15 protein-coding genes are annotated in these 13,365 nt (G+C 67.0%); 12 read left to right on the top strand and 3 right to left on the bottom strand.

The genetic code is table 11. The features are described 5' to 3' along the window. The first annotated feature begins 88 nt into the window (after window positions 1-88). Both ABFG95_RS25860 and ABFG95_RS25865 read left to right on the top strand, forming a co-directional pair. Window positions 89-1,429 (top strand): MFS transporter, encoded by a 1,341-nt coding sequence (locus ABFG95_RS25860; protein WP_064523665.1) that lies wholly within the window; start codon window positions 89-91, stop codon window positions 1,427-1,429. Next, the gene (locus ABFG95_RS25865) at window positions 1,426-2,808 is read left to right on the top strand and encodes an amidase (RefSeq protein WP_348995069.1); all 1,383 of its coding nucleotides are present in this window, start codon (window positions 1,426-1,428) and stop codon (window positions 2,806-2,808) included. Before ABFG95_RS25860 ends, ABFG95_RS25865 begins: the two co-directional genes overlap by 4 nt. Here the strand turns inward: ABFG95_RS25865 and ABFG95_RS25870 are convergent. Further along, a complete protein-coding gene (locus tag ABFG95_RS25870) occupies window positions 2,805-4,202 on the bottom strand; it encodes a lysozyme inhibitor LprI family protein (RefSeq protein ID WP_348995070.1) in 1,398 nt (465 codons plus the stop codon). The two genes, ABFG95_RS25865 and ABFG95_RS25870, sit on opposite strands and share 4 nt — an antisense overlap. Before the next feature lie 183 nt (window positions 4,203-4,385). On the opposite strand from ABFG95_RS25870, the gene ABFG95_RS25875 reads away from it, so the two are divergent. From ABFG95_RS25875 to ABFG95_RS25885, 3 genes are read left to right on the top strand one after another with little or no spacing between them, the layout of a single operon-like run. Continuing rightward, a complete protein-coding gene (locus tag ABFG95_RS25875; RefSeq protein WP_080977447.1) occupies window positions 4,386-5,084 on the top strand; it encodes a MarC family NAAT transporter in 699 nt (232 codons plus the stop codon). Continuing rightward, window positions 5,068-6,132 (top strand): DUF4105 domain-containing protein, encoded by a 1,065-nt coding sequence (locus tag ABFG95_RS25880; protein WP_049074567.1) that lies wholly within the window; start codon window positions 5,068-5,070, stop codon window positions 6,130-6,132. The genes ABFG95_RS25875 and ABFG95_RS25880 overlap by 17 nt, the downstream gene beginning before the upstream one ends. Then, window positions 6,129-6,332 (top strand): hypothetical protein, encoded by a 204-nt coding sequence (locus tag ABFG95_RS25885; protein ID WP_054416025.1) that lies wholly within the window; start codon window positions 6,129-6,131, stop codon window positions 6,330-6,332. Before ABFG95_RS25880 ends, ABFG95_RS25885 begins: the two co-directional genes overlap by 4 nt. Here the strand turns inward: ABFG95_RS25885 and ABFG95_RS25890 are convergent. After that, window positions 6,320-7,021, bottom strand: coding sequence for a YoaK family protein (locus ABFG95_RS25890; protein ID WP_047992824.1), 702 nt, complete (start codon window positions 7,019-7,021; stop codon window positions 6,320-6,322). The two genes, ABFG95_RS25885 and ABFG95_RS25890, sit on opposite strands and share 13 nt — an antisense overlap. A 123-nt stretch (window positions 7,022-7,144) precedes the next feature. Further along, window positions 7,145-8,170 carry a sulfite exporter TauE/SafE family protein gene (locus ABFG95_RS25895; RefSeq protein WP_236747468.1) on the bottom strand — a complete coding sequence of 342 codons (1,026 nt, stop codon included), beginning with the start codon at window positions 8,168-8,170 and terminating at the stop codon, window positions 7,145-7,147. 76 nt (window positions 8,171-8,246) lie between these two features. Between ABFG95_RS25895 and ABFG95_RS25900 the strand changes: the two genes are divergently transcribed. The 7 genes from ABFG95_RS25900 to ABFG95_RS25930 are packed head-to-tail and all read left to right on the top strand — an operon-like array spanning window position 8,247 to window position 13,267. Further along, window positions 8,247-9,236, top strand: coding sequence for a methyltransferase (locus ABFG95_RS25900; protein ID WP_063583877.1), 990 nt, complete (start codon window positions 8,247-8,249; stop codon window positions 9,234-9,236). A 31-nt stretch (window positions 9,237-9,267) separates the two neighbouring features. Further along, entirely contained in the window at window positions 9,268-9,522 is a 255-nt protein-coding gene (locus tag ABFG95_RS25905; protein WP_049074555.1) for an acyl carrier protein, read from the top strand. A 19-nt stretch (window positions 9,523-9,541) separates the two neighbouring features. Next, complete coding sequence (locus ABFG95_RS25910) at window positions 9,542-10,435, top strand: diiron oxygenase (RefSeq protein ID WP_049074553.1); 894 nt, start codon at window positions 9,542-9,544, stop codon at window positions 10,433-10,435. A gap of 13 nt (window positions 10,436-10,448) precedes the next feature. After that, window positions 10,449-11,405 (top strand): nitronate monooxygenase, encoded by a 957-nt coding sequence (locus ABFG95_RS25915; protein ID WP_059269986.1) that lies wholly within the window; start codon window positions 10,449-10,451, stop codon window positions 11,403-11,405. A 58-nt stretch (window positions 11,406-11,463) separates the two neighbouring features. After that, on the top strand, window positions 11,464-12,249 hold the full coding sequence (locus tag ABFG95_RS25920; RefSeq protein ID WP_054416018.1) for a hypothetical protein: 786 nt from the start codon (window positions 11,464-11,466) through the stop codon (window positions 12,247-12,249). Then, the gene (locus ABFG95_RS25925; RefSeq protein WP_063580805.1) at window positions 12,250-12,633 is read left to right on the top strand and encodes a hotdog domain-containing protein; all 384 of its coding nucleotides are present in this window, start codon (window positions 12,250-12,252) and stop codon (window positions 12,631-12,633) included. Then, window positions 12,608-13,267, top strand: a complete 660-nt coding sequence (locus ABFG95_RS25930; RefSeq protein ID WP_348995071.1) for a hypothetical protein — start codon at window positions 12,608-12,610, stop codon at window positions 13,265-13,267. Before ABFG95_RS25925 ends, ABFG95_RS25930 begins: the two co-directional genes overlap by 26 nt. Window positions 13,268-13,365: the final 98 nt, after the last annotated feature.

The following is a 13,365-nucleotide window of genomic DNA, read 5'->3' on the forward strand; positions in this document are numbered from 1 at the left end:
TAGGGTTTACACGGTGTCGATTTTTGTTTTCCGACCCCTTAGCATTGCGCAACCCAAACGTTTGGGTAAATCGACTGGATGGATCGCAATGACGCTTGAATCCCGGAACTCGCGGTTCCGTTACCGAATTTTCACCATGGTCGTGCTGCTGGCACTGATCAACTACATCGACCGCGGCGCCATGTCCTATGCCGCCGCCCACATCACCGGCGAATACGGCCTGGATCGTGGCGACTGGGGCGCCGTGCTGGGCTACTTCGGCTACGGCTACATGGTCGGCGCGCTGTTTGGCGGCATGCTGGCCGACCGTTTCGGCCCGCGCAAGGTCTGGATCGTGGCCGGCGTGACCTGGTCGATCTTCGAGATCGCCACCGCCTGGGCCGGCGACTTCGGCCTGGCCTTCCTGGGCGGCTCGGCGCTGGCGGGCTTTGCCACCATCCGCATCCTGTTCGGCGCGGCCGAGGGCCCGGCGTACTCCATCATCAACAAGACCATCGCCAACTGGGCCACCCCGCGCGAACGCGGCTTCGTGGTCGGCTTCGGCCTGCTCAGCACGCCGCTGGGCGCGCTGCTGACGGCGCCGGTGGCGGTGGGCCTGCTGAGCCTGACCGGCAGCTGGCGCGCCATGTTCTACATCCTGGGCGCGGCCGGCCTGATCGTGCTGGTGCTGTTCATGCGCATCTTCACCGACCGCCCCGACACCAACCCGCGCGTGTCCCCGGCCGAACTGCGCGAGATCCAGGCGGCGCGCGCCGAGCAGGCGGCGGCCGGGCAGGGCGGCGACGCGCCGGCGCTGCCGTGGTGGAGCTTCTTTCGCAGCAAGACCCTGCTGCTGAACACGCTGGGCTATTTTTCGTTCAACTACGTCAACTTCCTCTTGCTGACCTGGACCCCCAAGTACTTGCAGGACACCTTCGGCTACAGCCTGTCCTCCCTCTGGTACATGGGCATGATCCCCTGGACCGGCGCCTGCGTCACGGTGCTGCTGGGCGGCCGCATTTCCGACATGCTGGCCAGGCGCACCGGCAACCTGAAGATCGCCCGCAGCTGGTTCGCCGCCGGCTGCCTGCTGGCCACCACGCTGTGCTTCCTGATGGTGTCGCAGGCGCAGTCGGTGTTCGCCGTGATCGCGCTGATGACGCTGGCCAATGCCCTGAACGCCATGCCGAATTCGGTCTATTGGGCCGTGGTGATCGACACCGCCCCGGCCAGCCGCGTCGGCACCTTCAGCGGCCTGATGCACTTCTTCGCCAATATCGCTTCGATCCTGGCGCCGACGCTCACCGGCTATCTGGCGGCGCGCCATGGTTATTCCGTGATGTTCGTGGCCGCCTCGGTCGCCACCGCCGTCGGCATGATCGCCATGCTGCAGGTGCGTCCGGGCGTCGGCCCGCGCCTGCCCGCCAATTACCAGGGAGCCACCCGATGAATCCGCAATCAAACCCCATTCCGGCGCTGGCCGTCGAACCCGGCTTTTTCGCGGGCCGCACTGTCGCCGAGCTGCAGGACGCCATGCGCCAGGGCGCGCTCGACGCCGAAGCGCTGGTGCGGCACGCGGCGGCGGCCATCGAGCGCCTGAACCCGCAACTGAACGCCTTCGTGCACGTGGACGTAGACGCCGCCCTGGCCGCCGCCCGCGCGCTGGACGCCGAGCGGGCCCGTGGCCAGCTGCGCGGGCCGCTGCATGGCATCCCGGTCGCCATCAAGGACAACGTCGACACCGGCGACATGCCCACCACCATGGGCGCGGCGCATTTCCTGGGGCACCGGCCGGCGGCCGATGCCGAGTGCGTGGCCTTGCTGCGCGCGGCCGGCGCCATCGTCATCGGCAAGACGCTCACGCACGAATTTGCCTACGGCCCCACTGGCGACCGCAGCGTCCAGGGCGCGGCGCGCAATCCGTGGCGCACCACCCAGATCACCGGCGGTTCCAGCGCGGGCAGCGGCGCCGCGGTGGCCGCCGGCATGGTGCCGCTGGCGCTGGGCACCGATACCGGCGGCTCGGTGCGGGTGCCCGCCGCGCTGTGCGGCGTGGTCGGTTTCAAGCCGACCCACGGCCGCGTGTCGGCGCGCGGCGTGTTCCCGCTGGCGCCCAGCATCGAGGATGTCGGTGTGCTGGCCAACAGCGTCGAGGACGCGCAGGCGTTCATGCAGGCGGTGTCCGGCGGCGCCATCGGCGCTTATGCCGACGCGGCCGATCCCGGCCTGGCCGCGCCGCGCATGATGTGGGTGCCGAACGCGCCGTTCGCGATCGACGAGGCGGCCGTCACGGCGCGCGTCCGCGCCGCCGCCGAAGGCTTTGGCGGCGAGCTGGTGGATGGCGCCGAGGTCACGCGCCACGCCCGCGCGCTGCAGGCGGCGCTGGGCGCCATCCAGCGTTCGGAAGCCTACGCGGTGCATGCCGAGCGCGTGGAGGACGAGCCCGGCAAGTTCGATCCCGAAGTGCTGGAGCGCCTGCGCGCTTCGCGTCCGGTGCAGGGCTGGGAATACGTCCGAGCGCGCAATACGCGCGAGCAGTTGCGGGGCGTGTTCGCGGGCCTGTTCGAGCGGGTCGACGTGCTGGCGTTGCCGGCGGTGGCGATCACCGCGCCGGCGCTGCAACAGCGCAGCGTGGCCGGCCCGGGCAGCGCCGCCGTGCGCGAAACGCTGCTGGGCTTGACCAATCCGTGGAACCTGCTGGGACTGCCGGCCATCGCCTTGCCGGCCGGCTTCGTCGACGGCCTGCCGGTGGCGCTGCAACTGGTGGCCGCCGAAGGCGCCGACGCGCGCCTGCTGGCGCTGGCGGCGCGGCACTGGCGCCGGCCCTAGACGCCGTTGTCGCCCTGCACCGGGCCGATCGACGTCTCGATATCGACCGCGCGGCGTTTGCCGCGCAGGTCGAACGCGTCCTGCTTGCCGGCGGGATCGTCCGGATCGCGGATCCACAACTGGGCGGACAGGCCGTTCTTGGCGCTGTAGTCGCCGAACCAGTCCACCACCCGGCCCACATAGCAGCGCGCGCCGATCCGCACCGTCAGGTCGCCGACCGTTTCGTAGCTGTAGTGGCCGGGTCCGTAGCCGTTGTAGGTCTCGCGCTGGTCCAGGCTGGTGCCGGCCGGCACCGGGCACAGGGGCTCGTCGCCGGGGGCGTCGCCCTTGGCCGGGCCCGCCGGCAGGCCGGCCAGCGCATGCGACAACGCCGCGTGCAGCGTGTCGTCCAGCGTCCTCGGCGCATTCGTATCCGGCCGCTTCTGCTGCCGGGGCACCGACAGGTCGTAGTGGTAGCGCACGGTCAGCGTCGGCACATCGCCCGCGCGGTATAGCGGCCGCAATAGATACAGGCGGTCCTCGCCGTACGCGCCCACCCGGTAGGTGGCGTAGATGCGGCCGCGCAGGCGGATCCAGTCGCCCGACTGATTGGCGCCCCGGCCGTTGATCGTGTAAAGCGAGCCGCCCGCGTCGGGCGCTCCATTGGCATCGGCTGGGGCGAAACGCGCGCCGTCGCGGCGCAGGACGCCGATGTCGGAAAACAGGCCGGTGCCTCCGATGTAGGTGTCGACCACCAGGTCGCGCCGGCCGTCGCCGTCCAGGTCCAGCAAGGTGTAGGAGACGTTGCCGCCTTCGGCGTCGCTGTCGCCGTCCAGGCCGGACGCCAGCACGGCGCGCCATTCGTCCTCGGTCACGCCCGGCGGCCGCTCGGCGGGCAGGCGGGCCGGGTCATCGCCATCGGCGGCGCGCACATTGGCGAACGTGGTCGCTCCCGCCTTGACCGAAAGCGCCGCCAGCGCGGTTTCCAGCGGCATTTCGGGATCCTTCAGGCGGGCCGCGGCCACCGCCTGGCGCAGGTCTTGCAGCGCCAGCCTGTCGGTGGCGTCCGGCTGGTAGCCCTGGGCCCGCCGCAGCTGCCCCTGCAATTCGGCCGCCCGCGCCTCGTAGCGCTGGCGCAGGCAGTCGCCATCGGCGCCGCACAGGTCGCGCTGTTTCAGCCAGTCGCGCTGCGACTGGCGCAACGCATCGCGCTGCCCGGGCAGGGCCGCGCGCAGCCGGGCATAGGTCGCGCCCAGTTCCTCGTCCAGCCGGTACAAGGCGGGATCGGCGCACAGGGTTTTTTCGGTTGGCGTGCGCGCCAGCTTGCAGTCCATGCCGGCCTGGGCGGGCGCGGTTGGCAGCGCAAGCAGCAGGGGCAGGGCGGCGAACCAGGCTCGCGGGCGAAGGACAGTCACTGCGCATTTCCTTTCTGGTGTCGTGGCCAGCGGCCACTCGGACGGCATGGTAACGGAGCGGGGGACAGGGTAAATACGGAGGTTTTCCTTTGCTTACATTACACTGTGCGGTGTAGCGCAGTCGACGACCCTGGACGAATGCGTTGCACGTCCATCCCGACCCGCCGCTTTTCCTCCACCGCGATGATTGATGATCTGGTTCAACTGGGCAAGCTGGTCAGCCTGGGCCTGGCGCTGATGCTGCCGCTGGCCAATCCCCTGACCTCCATGACCATGCTGCTGTCCCTGGGGCAGCACATTCCCTATAAAGAGCGCGAACGCCAGATCCGGCAGGCCGCCTGTTATGTCGTGGGCATCATGCTGGTGACGTACTACGCCGGCGCCTGGATCATGGCCACGTTCGGTATCTCGATCCCGGGTCTGCGCATCGCCGGCGGGCTGATCGTGGTCAGCATCGGCTTCACCATGCTGTTTCCGGCGGCGGCCAGCGCCGCCAGCGACGAGCGCGAGGCTGACGTGGCCGCCGATGTCGCGATCCATCGCCAGGTGCCGAACATCGCTTTCGTGCCCTTGGCGCTGCCGGGCACGGCGGGCCCGGGCACCATCGCCATGATCATCAGCGCCGCCTCGACGGTCGGCAGCCAGGCCGCCAGCGAGTATCCCGCCTGGACCATCGCGGTCACGCCGATCATTGTCTTTTCGCTGCTGGGCCTGTTGTTCTGGATCTGCCTGCGTTCGGCCGGCCGCATTGTCGCCCTGATCGGCAACGGCGGGGTCGAGGCCATCTCGCGCATCATGGGGTTCCTGCTGGTGTGCATGGGCGTGCAGTTCGTCATCAATGGCGTGCTGGAAATCGTGAGTCAACATGGCGCCGGGGCCTGACCGCGAACGCGCCGGCTGGGCCTGGCGCTGCCTGCGCTTGCTGGGGCGCCTGGCGCTCAGCCTGCTGATGCTGTTCTCGATGGCATGGGCCTGCCTGGCGTTCTGGTATCAGGGGCCGGGGGCCGTCTGGGCCAAGGCGGTGCTGATGCTGGCATGGGTCGCCCTGGGGCTGTATGCGCTGCTGCGCCTGTGGCATGGCGTTGGCCGTCTGCGGCGCCGGCCGGCGCTGTGGGCCTATCTGTTGGCAGTGATCGCGCTGGCGGCGTGGTGGCAGGGCATCGCGCCCTCCAACGACCGGGTCTGGGCCGACGATGTGGCCCGCACCCTGCGCGGCAGTGTCGCGGGCAGCATCGTCACGCTGGACAATGTGCGCGACTTCAAATGGCGTTCAGACAGCGACTACACGCCGCGTTGGGAAACCCGGGTCTACGACCTGAACGACCTGCGCTCGGTCGACATGGTGCTGTCGTACTGGGACGGTCCGGCCATCGCCCACACCCTGGTCTCGTTCGGCTTCGCCGATGGCCGCCATGTGGTGTTCTCGGTCGAGATCCGCAAGGAACGCGGCGAACAGTTCTCCGAGCTGGGCGGCTTCTTCAAGAAATTCGAATTGAGCGTGGTTGCCGCCGACGAGCGTGACGTGCTCTACGTGCGCGCCGGCCCGCGCGCGGAGAATGTCTACATCTACCCGGTGCAGATGCCGGTCGATGCCATGCGCGCGTTGTTCCTGTCCTACGTGCGGACCGCCAATGAACTGGCCGACACGCCGCGCTTCTACCATACGGTCACCGCCAACTGCACCACGCTGGTCTATCGCATGGTGCGGGCCATCGTGCCCGGGTTGCCGCTGGACTACCGCATCCTGTTGTCGGGCTACCTGCCCGAATACCTTTACGAGCAGGGCGGACTCGATACCCGACAGCCCCTGCAGACGCTGCGCGAACGCGGCTTTGTCGGCATTCCGCCGATCCTGGGTGAAGACTCGATCGGCTTCTCGCGGTCGATCCGGCGGCACCTGCGCGCCGAACCGGCGGGAGGCACGCCATGATCTCGCTGCGCGCCGTATTGTGGCTCCTGTTGGCGGGCGTGCTGGTGTTTCTGCTGATGCGCACGCCCGGCGTGCGGCTCTATGACGCCATTGCCCGCCGCCTGCGCGGCCGGCGGGCCGGCCAGGCGCCACGCGATCCGCGCCCACAGGGCAAGGGCGCCCAGGCCCGGCGCGCCAGCCAGGCGCGTCAGCCGGGGTAGGGCCGCGCCAGCGCCTGTCCCGCCAGCGACACCAGCGGCGGCAGCACGAACGCCCACAATCCGATCGACACGTGCAACAGCGCCGCCGCGCCGCAACCGATCGCGAACGCCAGCACCGCCCGTCCCATGCGCCCCATGCGGCGCTTGACCGCTTCGTCGGCCTGGCCGCGTGCGGCGTCCGCCAGGTCCAGCATGATCTGCGTGGTGGTGCCAGTCATCAGCGTCGAGGGCGGCGCCGCGCCCAGGTGGACGCGGTGCACCGCATTCTGGATCGACATCGCCAGCACCAGCGTCATGCCGGTGGCGAACAGCCCCCAGCTGTCACCCATGGGAAACGGCCCCAACGCCAGGGCCAGCGCGGCCGCCACGCACAGCAGCAGCGTCTTGGCCGTGAGCAACCGCATGAACGCCGGCTTGCCCGCGTCGCGTCGCGCCTGGCCATACAGGCGCGCCAGGAACACGCCCAGGCAGAACATGGGCAGCGCCGCCAGCTTGGTCCAGGCGCCCGAGGCGCCGTTGCCGAGCGCATAGCCGATGGTCACGAAGTTGCCCGTCACGTGGGCGGAAAACAGGCCGTGCAGGGCGATGAATCCCAGGGTGTCGACGTAGCCCGCGTTCAGGCTCAGCAGCAGCGGCAGGCGTTCGCCAGCGGGGGCGGCAGGGGGAGCGGCGGTGGCGGGCGCGGGCATCGGTGTTCCATCCGGGTGACGGCAGAGTGCCTACCGTTGTATCGCAGTTGCGGCGTTCACGCACGCAGGATGATGTTCCGATGACGCCGGTGATACGCCCAGGCCGGCGATGGCGCGGGGCGTTCAGAACCAGTACTTCACCGCATAGATAACGGTCATGGCGGCGCCCGTGACGATCACGAACGCCCGGATGGCCGAAGCCGGCAGGACGCGTATCAAGTGGCCGCCCAGGTAGCCGCCCGCCAGCGCGCCGGCCAGCATGCATAGCGTGGCCGGCCAATGCACCGAACCCTGCACGATGAAGATGACGATTGCCGCGGCGGTGACAAACGTGGCCAGCAGGTTTTTCAGCGATTTGATGGCGCGCAGGTTTCCGGGATCCGTGATGGAAATCACCGCGGTCAGGATCACGCCCAGCCCGGCGCCGAAAAAACCGCCATACACGGAGGCCAGCGCGATCGGCAGCACGCCGCGCGCGGGGCCGTCCTGCGCCTGGCCGCCGCGTCGGCGCGCGCTCCAGGCCTGCACCTGGGGCGCAAAGGCAAACAGCAGGGTGGCAAACGCGATCAGGGCCGGCACGGGCAGGATGAAATAGGCGGGGGGAATGGCAAGCAGAATGAATGCGCCCAGCGCGCCGCCCGCGGTGGTGGCGATGGATAACAGCCAGAAGCGCCGATCGGGAGCGGGCAGGTTTTCACGATCCGCCAGCGCCGCGAGGATATGGCCGGGGGATATGGCTACCGCGCTGGAGGCATTGGCGATGACGGGCGGCAGGCCCGCCGCCACCATCGCGGGAAAGGTAATCAATGTGGCGCCGCCCGCCAGCGCATTGATGACGCCGCCCAGCGTGCCCGCGCCGGCCAGCAGTGCCGCGATGCTCCACTCCATGCCCACACCTCTTCGGTAAACCGCATTATGGTCCATATATTGGACCAATATATGGGGTGAAAATTTATTATTGCCTATTTTCCTCGCAGGTATAGAATGCTCGAAAATTAAAGAATAAATAATGGTCCAATATATGGACCATATAAAAACTCCGGCGACGCCTTTTAGCCGCCCCGCAAGATCGCTGTCAACTCCCAGGACGGCGCATGCGGCCGGATCCGCATCGGCTGTGCGTGCCCCGTCCTGATCGCTGGTTTCCAACTCCGTCCCCGGAGTTGTTGCGTGTTCACCTGTCTGGCCCTGCGGGCCATCACCGTTGAATCAGGAGGGAATCTCGATGGATGTGAGCTTCATGGCGTTTTCCCGGCTGGCATTCGGGCATTGGGAGGGGCAACCCTTGTATGCCCTGGCCGACCTTGGGATTGCCCAGCGTTTGGCCGAACCCCGTACCTGCGCCGAGCTGGCTCGGGAAATCGGTTGCGAATCCGAGCCGCTGGAGCGTTTGCTGGACTGCGCGGTCGCGCAAAAGCTGCTGGCATGCGACGGCGAGCGCTACGCCAATACCGATCTCAGTGCGCGTTTCCTCACCGAGGGCAGCCCCGAATCCCTGTTGTGCTGGCTGCGCGTCATGGCGCGCTGGAAGCAGCCCTGGACGCAGCTGGCCGAGGCGGTGCGGCGAGGCGAGGCGGTGGACAACCAATCCAAGTGGCTGGGCGAGGATCCCCAGTTCATGCGCGACTTCATCCTGGGCATGCACCAGTTCGCGTCCCGTTCCGGCCCCGCGTTCGCGCAGGCGCTGAAAGACGTGCCCATTCGCCACCTGGTGGATGTGGGCGGGGGCGCGGGTACGTATTCGATTGCCTTGTGCGCGGCGCGGCCCGAGATAACCGCGCAGATTCTCGATCTGGCGCCGGTTGTTGAGATCACGCGCGAAACCGTGCGAGCGGCCGGCCTGGCGGACCGCGTCAGCGCCAGGGTGGCCGATTATCGACAGGACGGTTTTGGCGAGGCGGCTGACGCACTGCTTTTTTCAAACGTGCTGCATCAGGAAAGCGCGCAGGTTTGCCGATCGATGCTGGATCGCGCCAGGCAGGCCTTGCGGCCGGGCGGGGTCTTGCTGGTACAGGGTTACTTCCTTGCCGAGGATCGGCGCGCGCCGCTGTTCACCACGTTGCACAACCTGTCCGCGCTGGCGCTGTGGGACGGCGGGCGCAGTTGGACGGTGGGCGACATGCAGGCGCGGATCGCGGGTGCGGGGTTTGAGCGCCAGGCCGTGCTGCGCCAGGAGAGCAGCGGGTTCTGCCTGCTGTCGGCCGTCAAGGTCTGACGCGTTATCCACTTATTGAACCGGAGTCCCTATGTCCACACAGACCGTCACCGATACTGATACCGAAGCCGAAGTGATCGCCTGGCTGAAGGAAAACCGCAATGCGCAGGTGGAAGGCATCAAAGAGAAGAACCTGATCGAAGAGCGCATCCTGGACAGCATGCAGTTCCTGGATTTCATCATGTTCCTGGGCGAACTGGTGGGGCGTGATGTCTCGACCGCCATCACCGTCGACGACCTGCGCACGGTGGATGCCATCGTCGGATTCGTCCAGGCACAACGCTAGGCCGGGCGAGGAACGCACCATGACATTCGACTATTCAAGAATCGGCCGTCTGATGACGCTATCCAAAGGGCGCTCGCATGATCCCTACGAGCGTTTCGAGTGGCCCGCCCGTATTCCGGATGACCAGCCCTGGTGCAGCAATGACTTGCTCACCACCTATGGAACGCCCTTGCAGGAGCAATTGGACGCCGCCCAGCAGATACGGCTCAGCAAGTGGGAGGCGGTCAATTTCTTCAGCCTGAACGTGCATGGCATCAAAGGGGTGCTGAGCTTTGTCAGCCGCTGCATCTATGAAGAGCGCTATGCCGATGTCTCCGAATACCTGCATGTCTTCATGGGCGAAGAGAATTTCCATATGTGGTATTTCGCCAAGGCCTGCCTGGATTATGCGGGAAAGATATATCCATCCATTCAGTTGCAGGGCGATGCGCAGGCCGCCACGCCAGAGTTGGACGACTTGTACATGTTCGCCAGCACGCTGATCTTTGAGGAGTTCGTCGACTACTACAACCATAAGGTCGGCACCACGGACGGCATCACCGAGATCCTCAAGCAGATCAACTACCAGCACCATGTCGATGAATCCCGCCACGTGTCCTTCGGCCGGGAAATGGTGCCGCGCCTGTACCAGCTGGCCTTGGAGCGCGGCGGCGATCCCGATGCGACCCGGGCGGAGGTGGCGCGCACGGTAACGAATATGTTCCGGTACTTCATCAGCCTGATGTACAACCCCGCCGTCTATGACGACGCCAAGGTCTACGAGCCGCTGGGGTTTCGCAATGGCAACGCCATGCGCAACGCGCTGCGCTCGCATCCGGCGCGCAAGGCTATCCACGAGCAATGGTTCAAGCGCAGCGCCGCCTTCTTCACCAAACAGGGGCTGGTGACGGACTTGAATCTGGCTGCGCTATAGGCGGAGGTTCACCATGGCGCGGATTGCCAGCAGTCCCGAGGTGGAGGCGTTTTTTGGCGCGTGCTTGCCTGTCCTGCAGGCCGGCATGGGCGGCGTGGCGCAGCCGGAACTGGCGGCCGCCGTGTGCGAGGCGGGCGCGTTCGGCATGATAGGGCTGTATCGCCACACGCTTGACGAGATCGGCGCGTTGCTTGCGCGGACGGCTCAACTGACCCGCGCGCGCTTCGGCGTGAATCTGGTGCCCTTCGTCCTGGACGCGGACGCGTTGCTGGAGCGGCTCGCCTTTCTGGCGGACCGTCCGGAGCGGCCGGTCGTGACCTTCTTCGGCCTGCCGGATGCGTCCGTGCTGCGGGCCTTGCCGGCCGGCATGGAATATGGCGTGCAAGGCGGGACCTGGGACGAGCTGGAAGCGGGGTTCGATGCCGGCGCGCGTTTTGGCGTGTTGCAGACGACGGAGGCGGGCGGCCATCACCTGGGCTCGACTCCGCGCGGACAGGCGCTGGACCAGGCCGGCCGCCATGGCGTCGACAGGCGCATGGTGTTCCTAAGCGGCGGCATCAGCAACGCGGCGGAGTTGCGCCAGGTGGTGCAGGCCGGATTTTCCGGCGCGCTGTGCGGCACCGTATTCGCGGCCACCCGGGAGTCCGCCGCGCACGAGCGCTACAAGCAGGCGATCGTGAACGCCACGCCCGGCGATACCGTGGTCACCGACCGCTTCAGCATCGGCTGGCATACCCATCGCCACCGGGTCATCCGCAATGCCAGTTGCGAGCAGTCGCTGCCGGCAAGTGTCATCGGTTCCGCGCATTACTTTGGCAAGCGTTATCCCATCCTGCGTTACAGCGTTGCGGTACCCACCGTGCACACCGAGGGTTTGATCGAGGAAATGGCGTTGTATTGCGGCACGTCCTGCAAGGACACGCATTCCATCCGAACCGTCCGCCAGGTGCTGGCTGACCTGACGGCGTAGGGCCGGGTCGTGCATGCATTCACTCAAGTGCTTTCAGGGATTTTCAGGAGATTGAATCGTGATTATCGAAAAGCAATGGCACCAGGTAAAGAACGTGCTGCAGGCCAAACTGGACGACATATTCTCGATTGCGCCCGACGCCACCACCGAGTTCGACAGCTTGCTGGCCCATGAAGAGATCAATGCGCTGGGCTACGTGCGCAATTTCCCGCACCTGACCTGCGTCATGTGCTCGATAGAACAGGGGGAGTTGCTGGGGTTCGCGCGCGGCCAGCGCAAGCTGGACCAGGATTTCAAGGCGCTTCGCGCCGACGTGGCGCTGTTGCCGGCCACTTGCTACAAGGTCTACCTGGGGCTGCAAGGGCAGCACCTGGAAGACGCGCGGGTGGAGTCCTGCATCGCGCGCTGCTTCCGGCACGAGGACAAGGCGCTGGATCGCTACCGCGCTTTCAACTTCACCATGAAGGAATACGTGTACCTGGGCACCGCGCAGGGCGCGCAGGCGCACCTGGAAGCGGGGTACGACCGCCTGTTCTCCCTGTTCGCTCAGCTGGGAATCAGCGCGGGTTGTGAAGAAGCCAACGATCCCTTCTTTGATTCAGGCAGCGCCGTGGCGCGCCTGTCGGCGCTGACGCCCACCAAGCGTGAACTGGTGTTCGACGGCCACGCCGTGTCTTCGCTGAACTATCACCGCAACTACTTCGGTGAAAAGTTCGATATCCGCCTGGCCGACAGCTTCGTGCATACCAGTTGTGTCGCGTTTGGATTGGAGCGTTGGATCTCCATGTTCAAGGATCGTTTCGGCAATGCGGCGGATGCGCTCGCCGCGCTGGAGCGCGCCTAGATGGATGGCCCGACGCTACAGGCGCAGGCGCTGTTCGAGACGGGGCAGCAGTTCACGAAGACCTGCGTGGTCGATGCCGCCGCGAGCGCATTGAACTATGGGGGCGATCTGGACGTGCTGGCCACCCCGGTGATTGTCTATTGGATCGAGTCTTATGCGACCGAGTGCATCCGGCTGGCAGGCGACGGGCGCTGCGGGTCGGTCGGGCATGCGATCAGCGTGCGGCACGTGGCGCCCGCGCATCCGGGCAGCGCGGTGCGGCTGACGATCACGGTGGCGGCGATGTTCGGCAATTCCCTGCGGTTCAGTGCCCGCGCCGTGGCGGGCGAGGCCGACACCCTGATCGCGACCGGCACGCATGACCGCACCCTCGTCGACCTTTGACGTCACGGTAGTGCTGGGCCCTCCCGACCCGGTGCTGGCCGGGCGGACCGCGCGCGCTCCGACCCTGCGCACCCGGTTGGGCAAGCCGTACCTTCCCGGCCTTGCCGGTTTCGGCGTGAGCCACAGTGCCGGCGTGCAGGCGCGGCTATATGCCAATCGCAAGTACGTGGGCATTGATATCGAGCATCTGGACCGGCCCGACCTGGCCGCCCGCCAGCGCCGCCTGGCGGCCTGGCTGGCGCGGCGCGACCTCGTCGCCGTGGACTTCCTGGCCGGCTGGGTGGCCCGCGAGGCTTGCGCAAAAAGCGTGGGGCTGGGGCTGCTGCACGCGCTGCCGCGCTTGTCCATCGCCTGGGCCCGGCCTTGCGGCCAGGACGGGGCGCAAGAAATCGGCCTGGTATTGAGCCGCTGGCGATTCGTCGCGCGGTGCGAGCGGGTCGGCAGGGTGCTGCTATGCGTGTGTTATCGGCAGGACTATGGCCAGCCCGCCCTATCCTTGCTGCGGCCCGGCCTTGGCGCGGCCGGCGCCGTGGCCGCCAGCCCCGTGGCCGCCAGCCCCGTGGCCGTCAGCCTTTCAGTCGCCAGCCTTTCCGTCTGGGGTACGGGCCGGCTCTTGCGGGGCGGCTGGAAATAGTCAGGCCAAACGACCAGGCAAAACAACCCGGCAAAAACAGTGTCCAGACAAAAACAGCGCCCAAACAAAAACAGCGCCCAAACAAAAACAGCGCCTTT

The organism is Achromobacter sp. HNDS-1, assembly GCF_040084795.1.
In the GTDB taxonomy this organism is placed as follows: domain Bacteria; phylum Pseudomonadota; class Gammaproteobacteria; order Burkholderiales; family Burkholderiaceae_B; genus Achromobacter; species Achromobacter ruhlandii.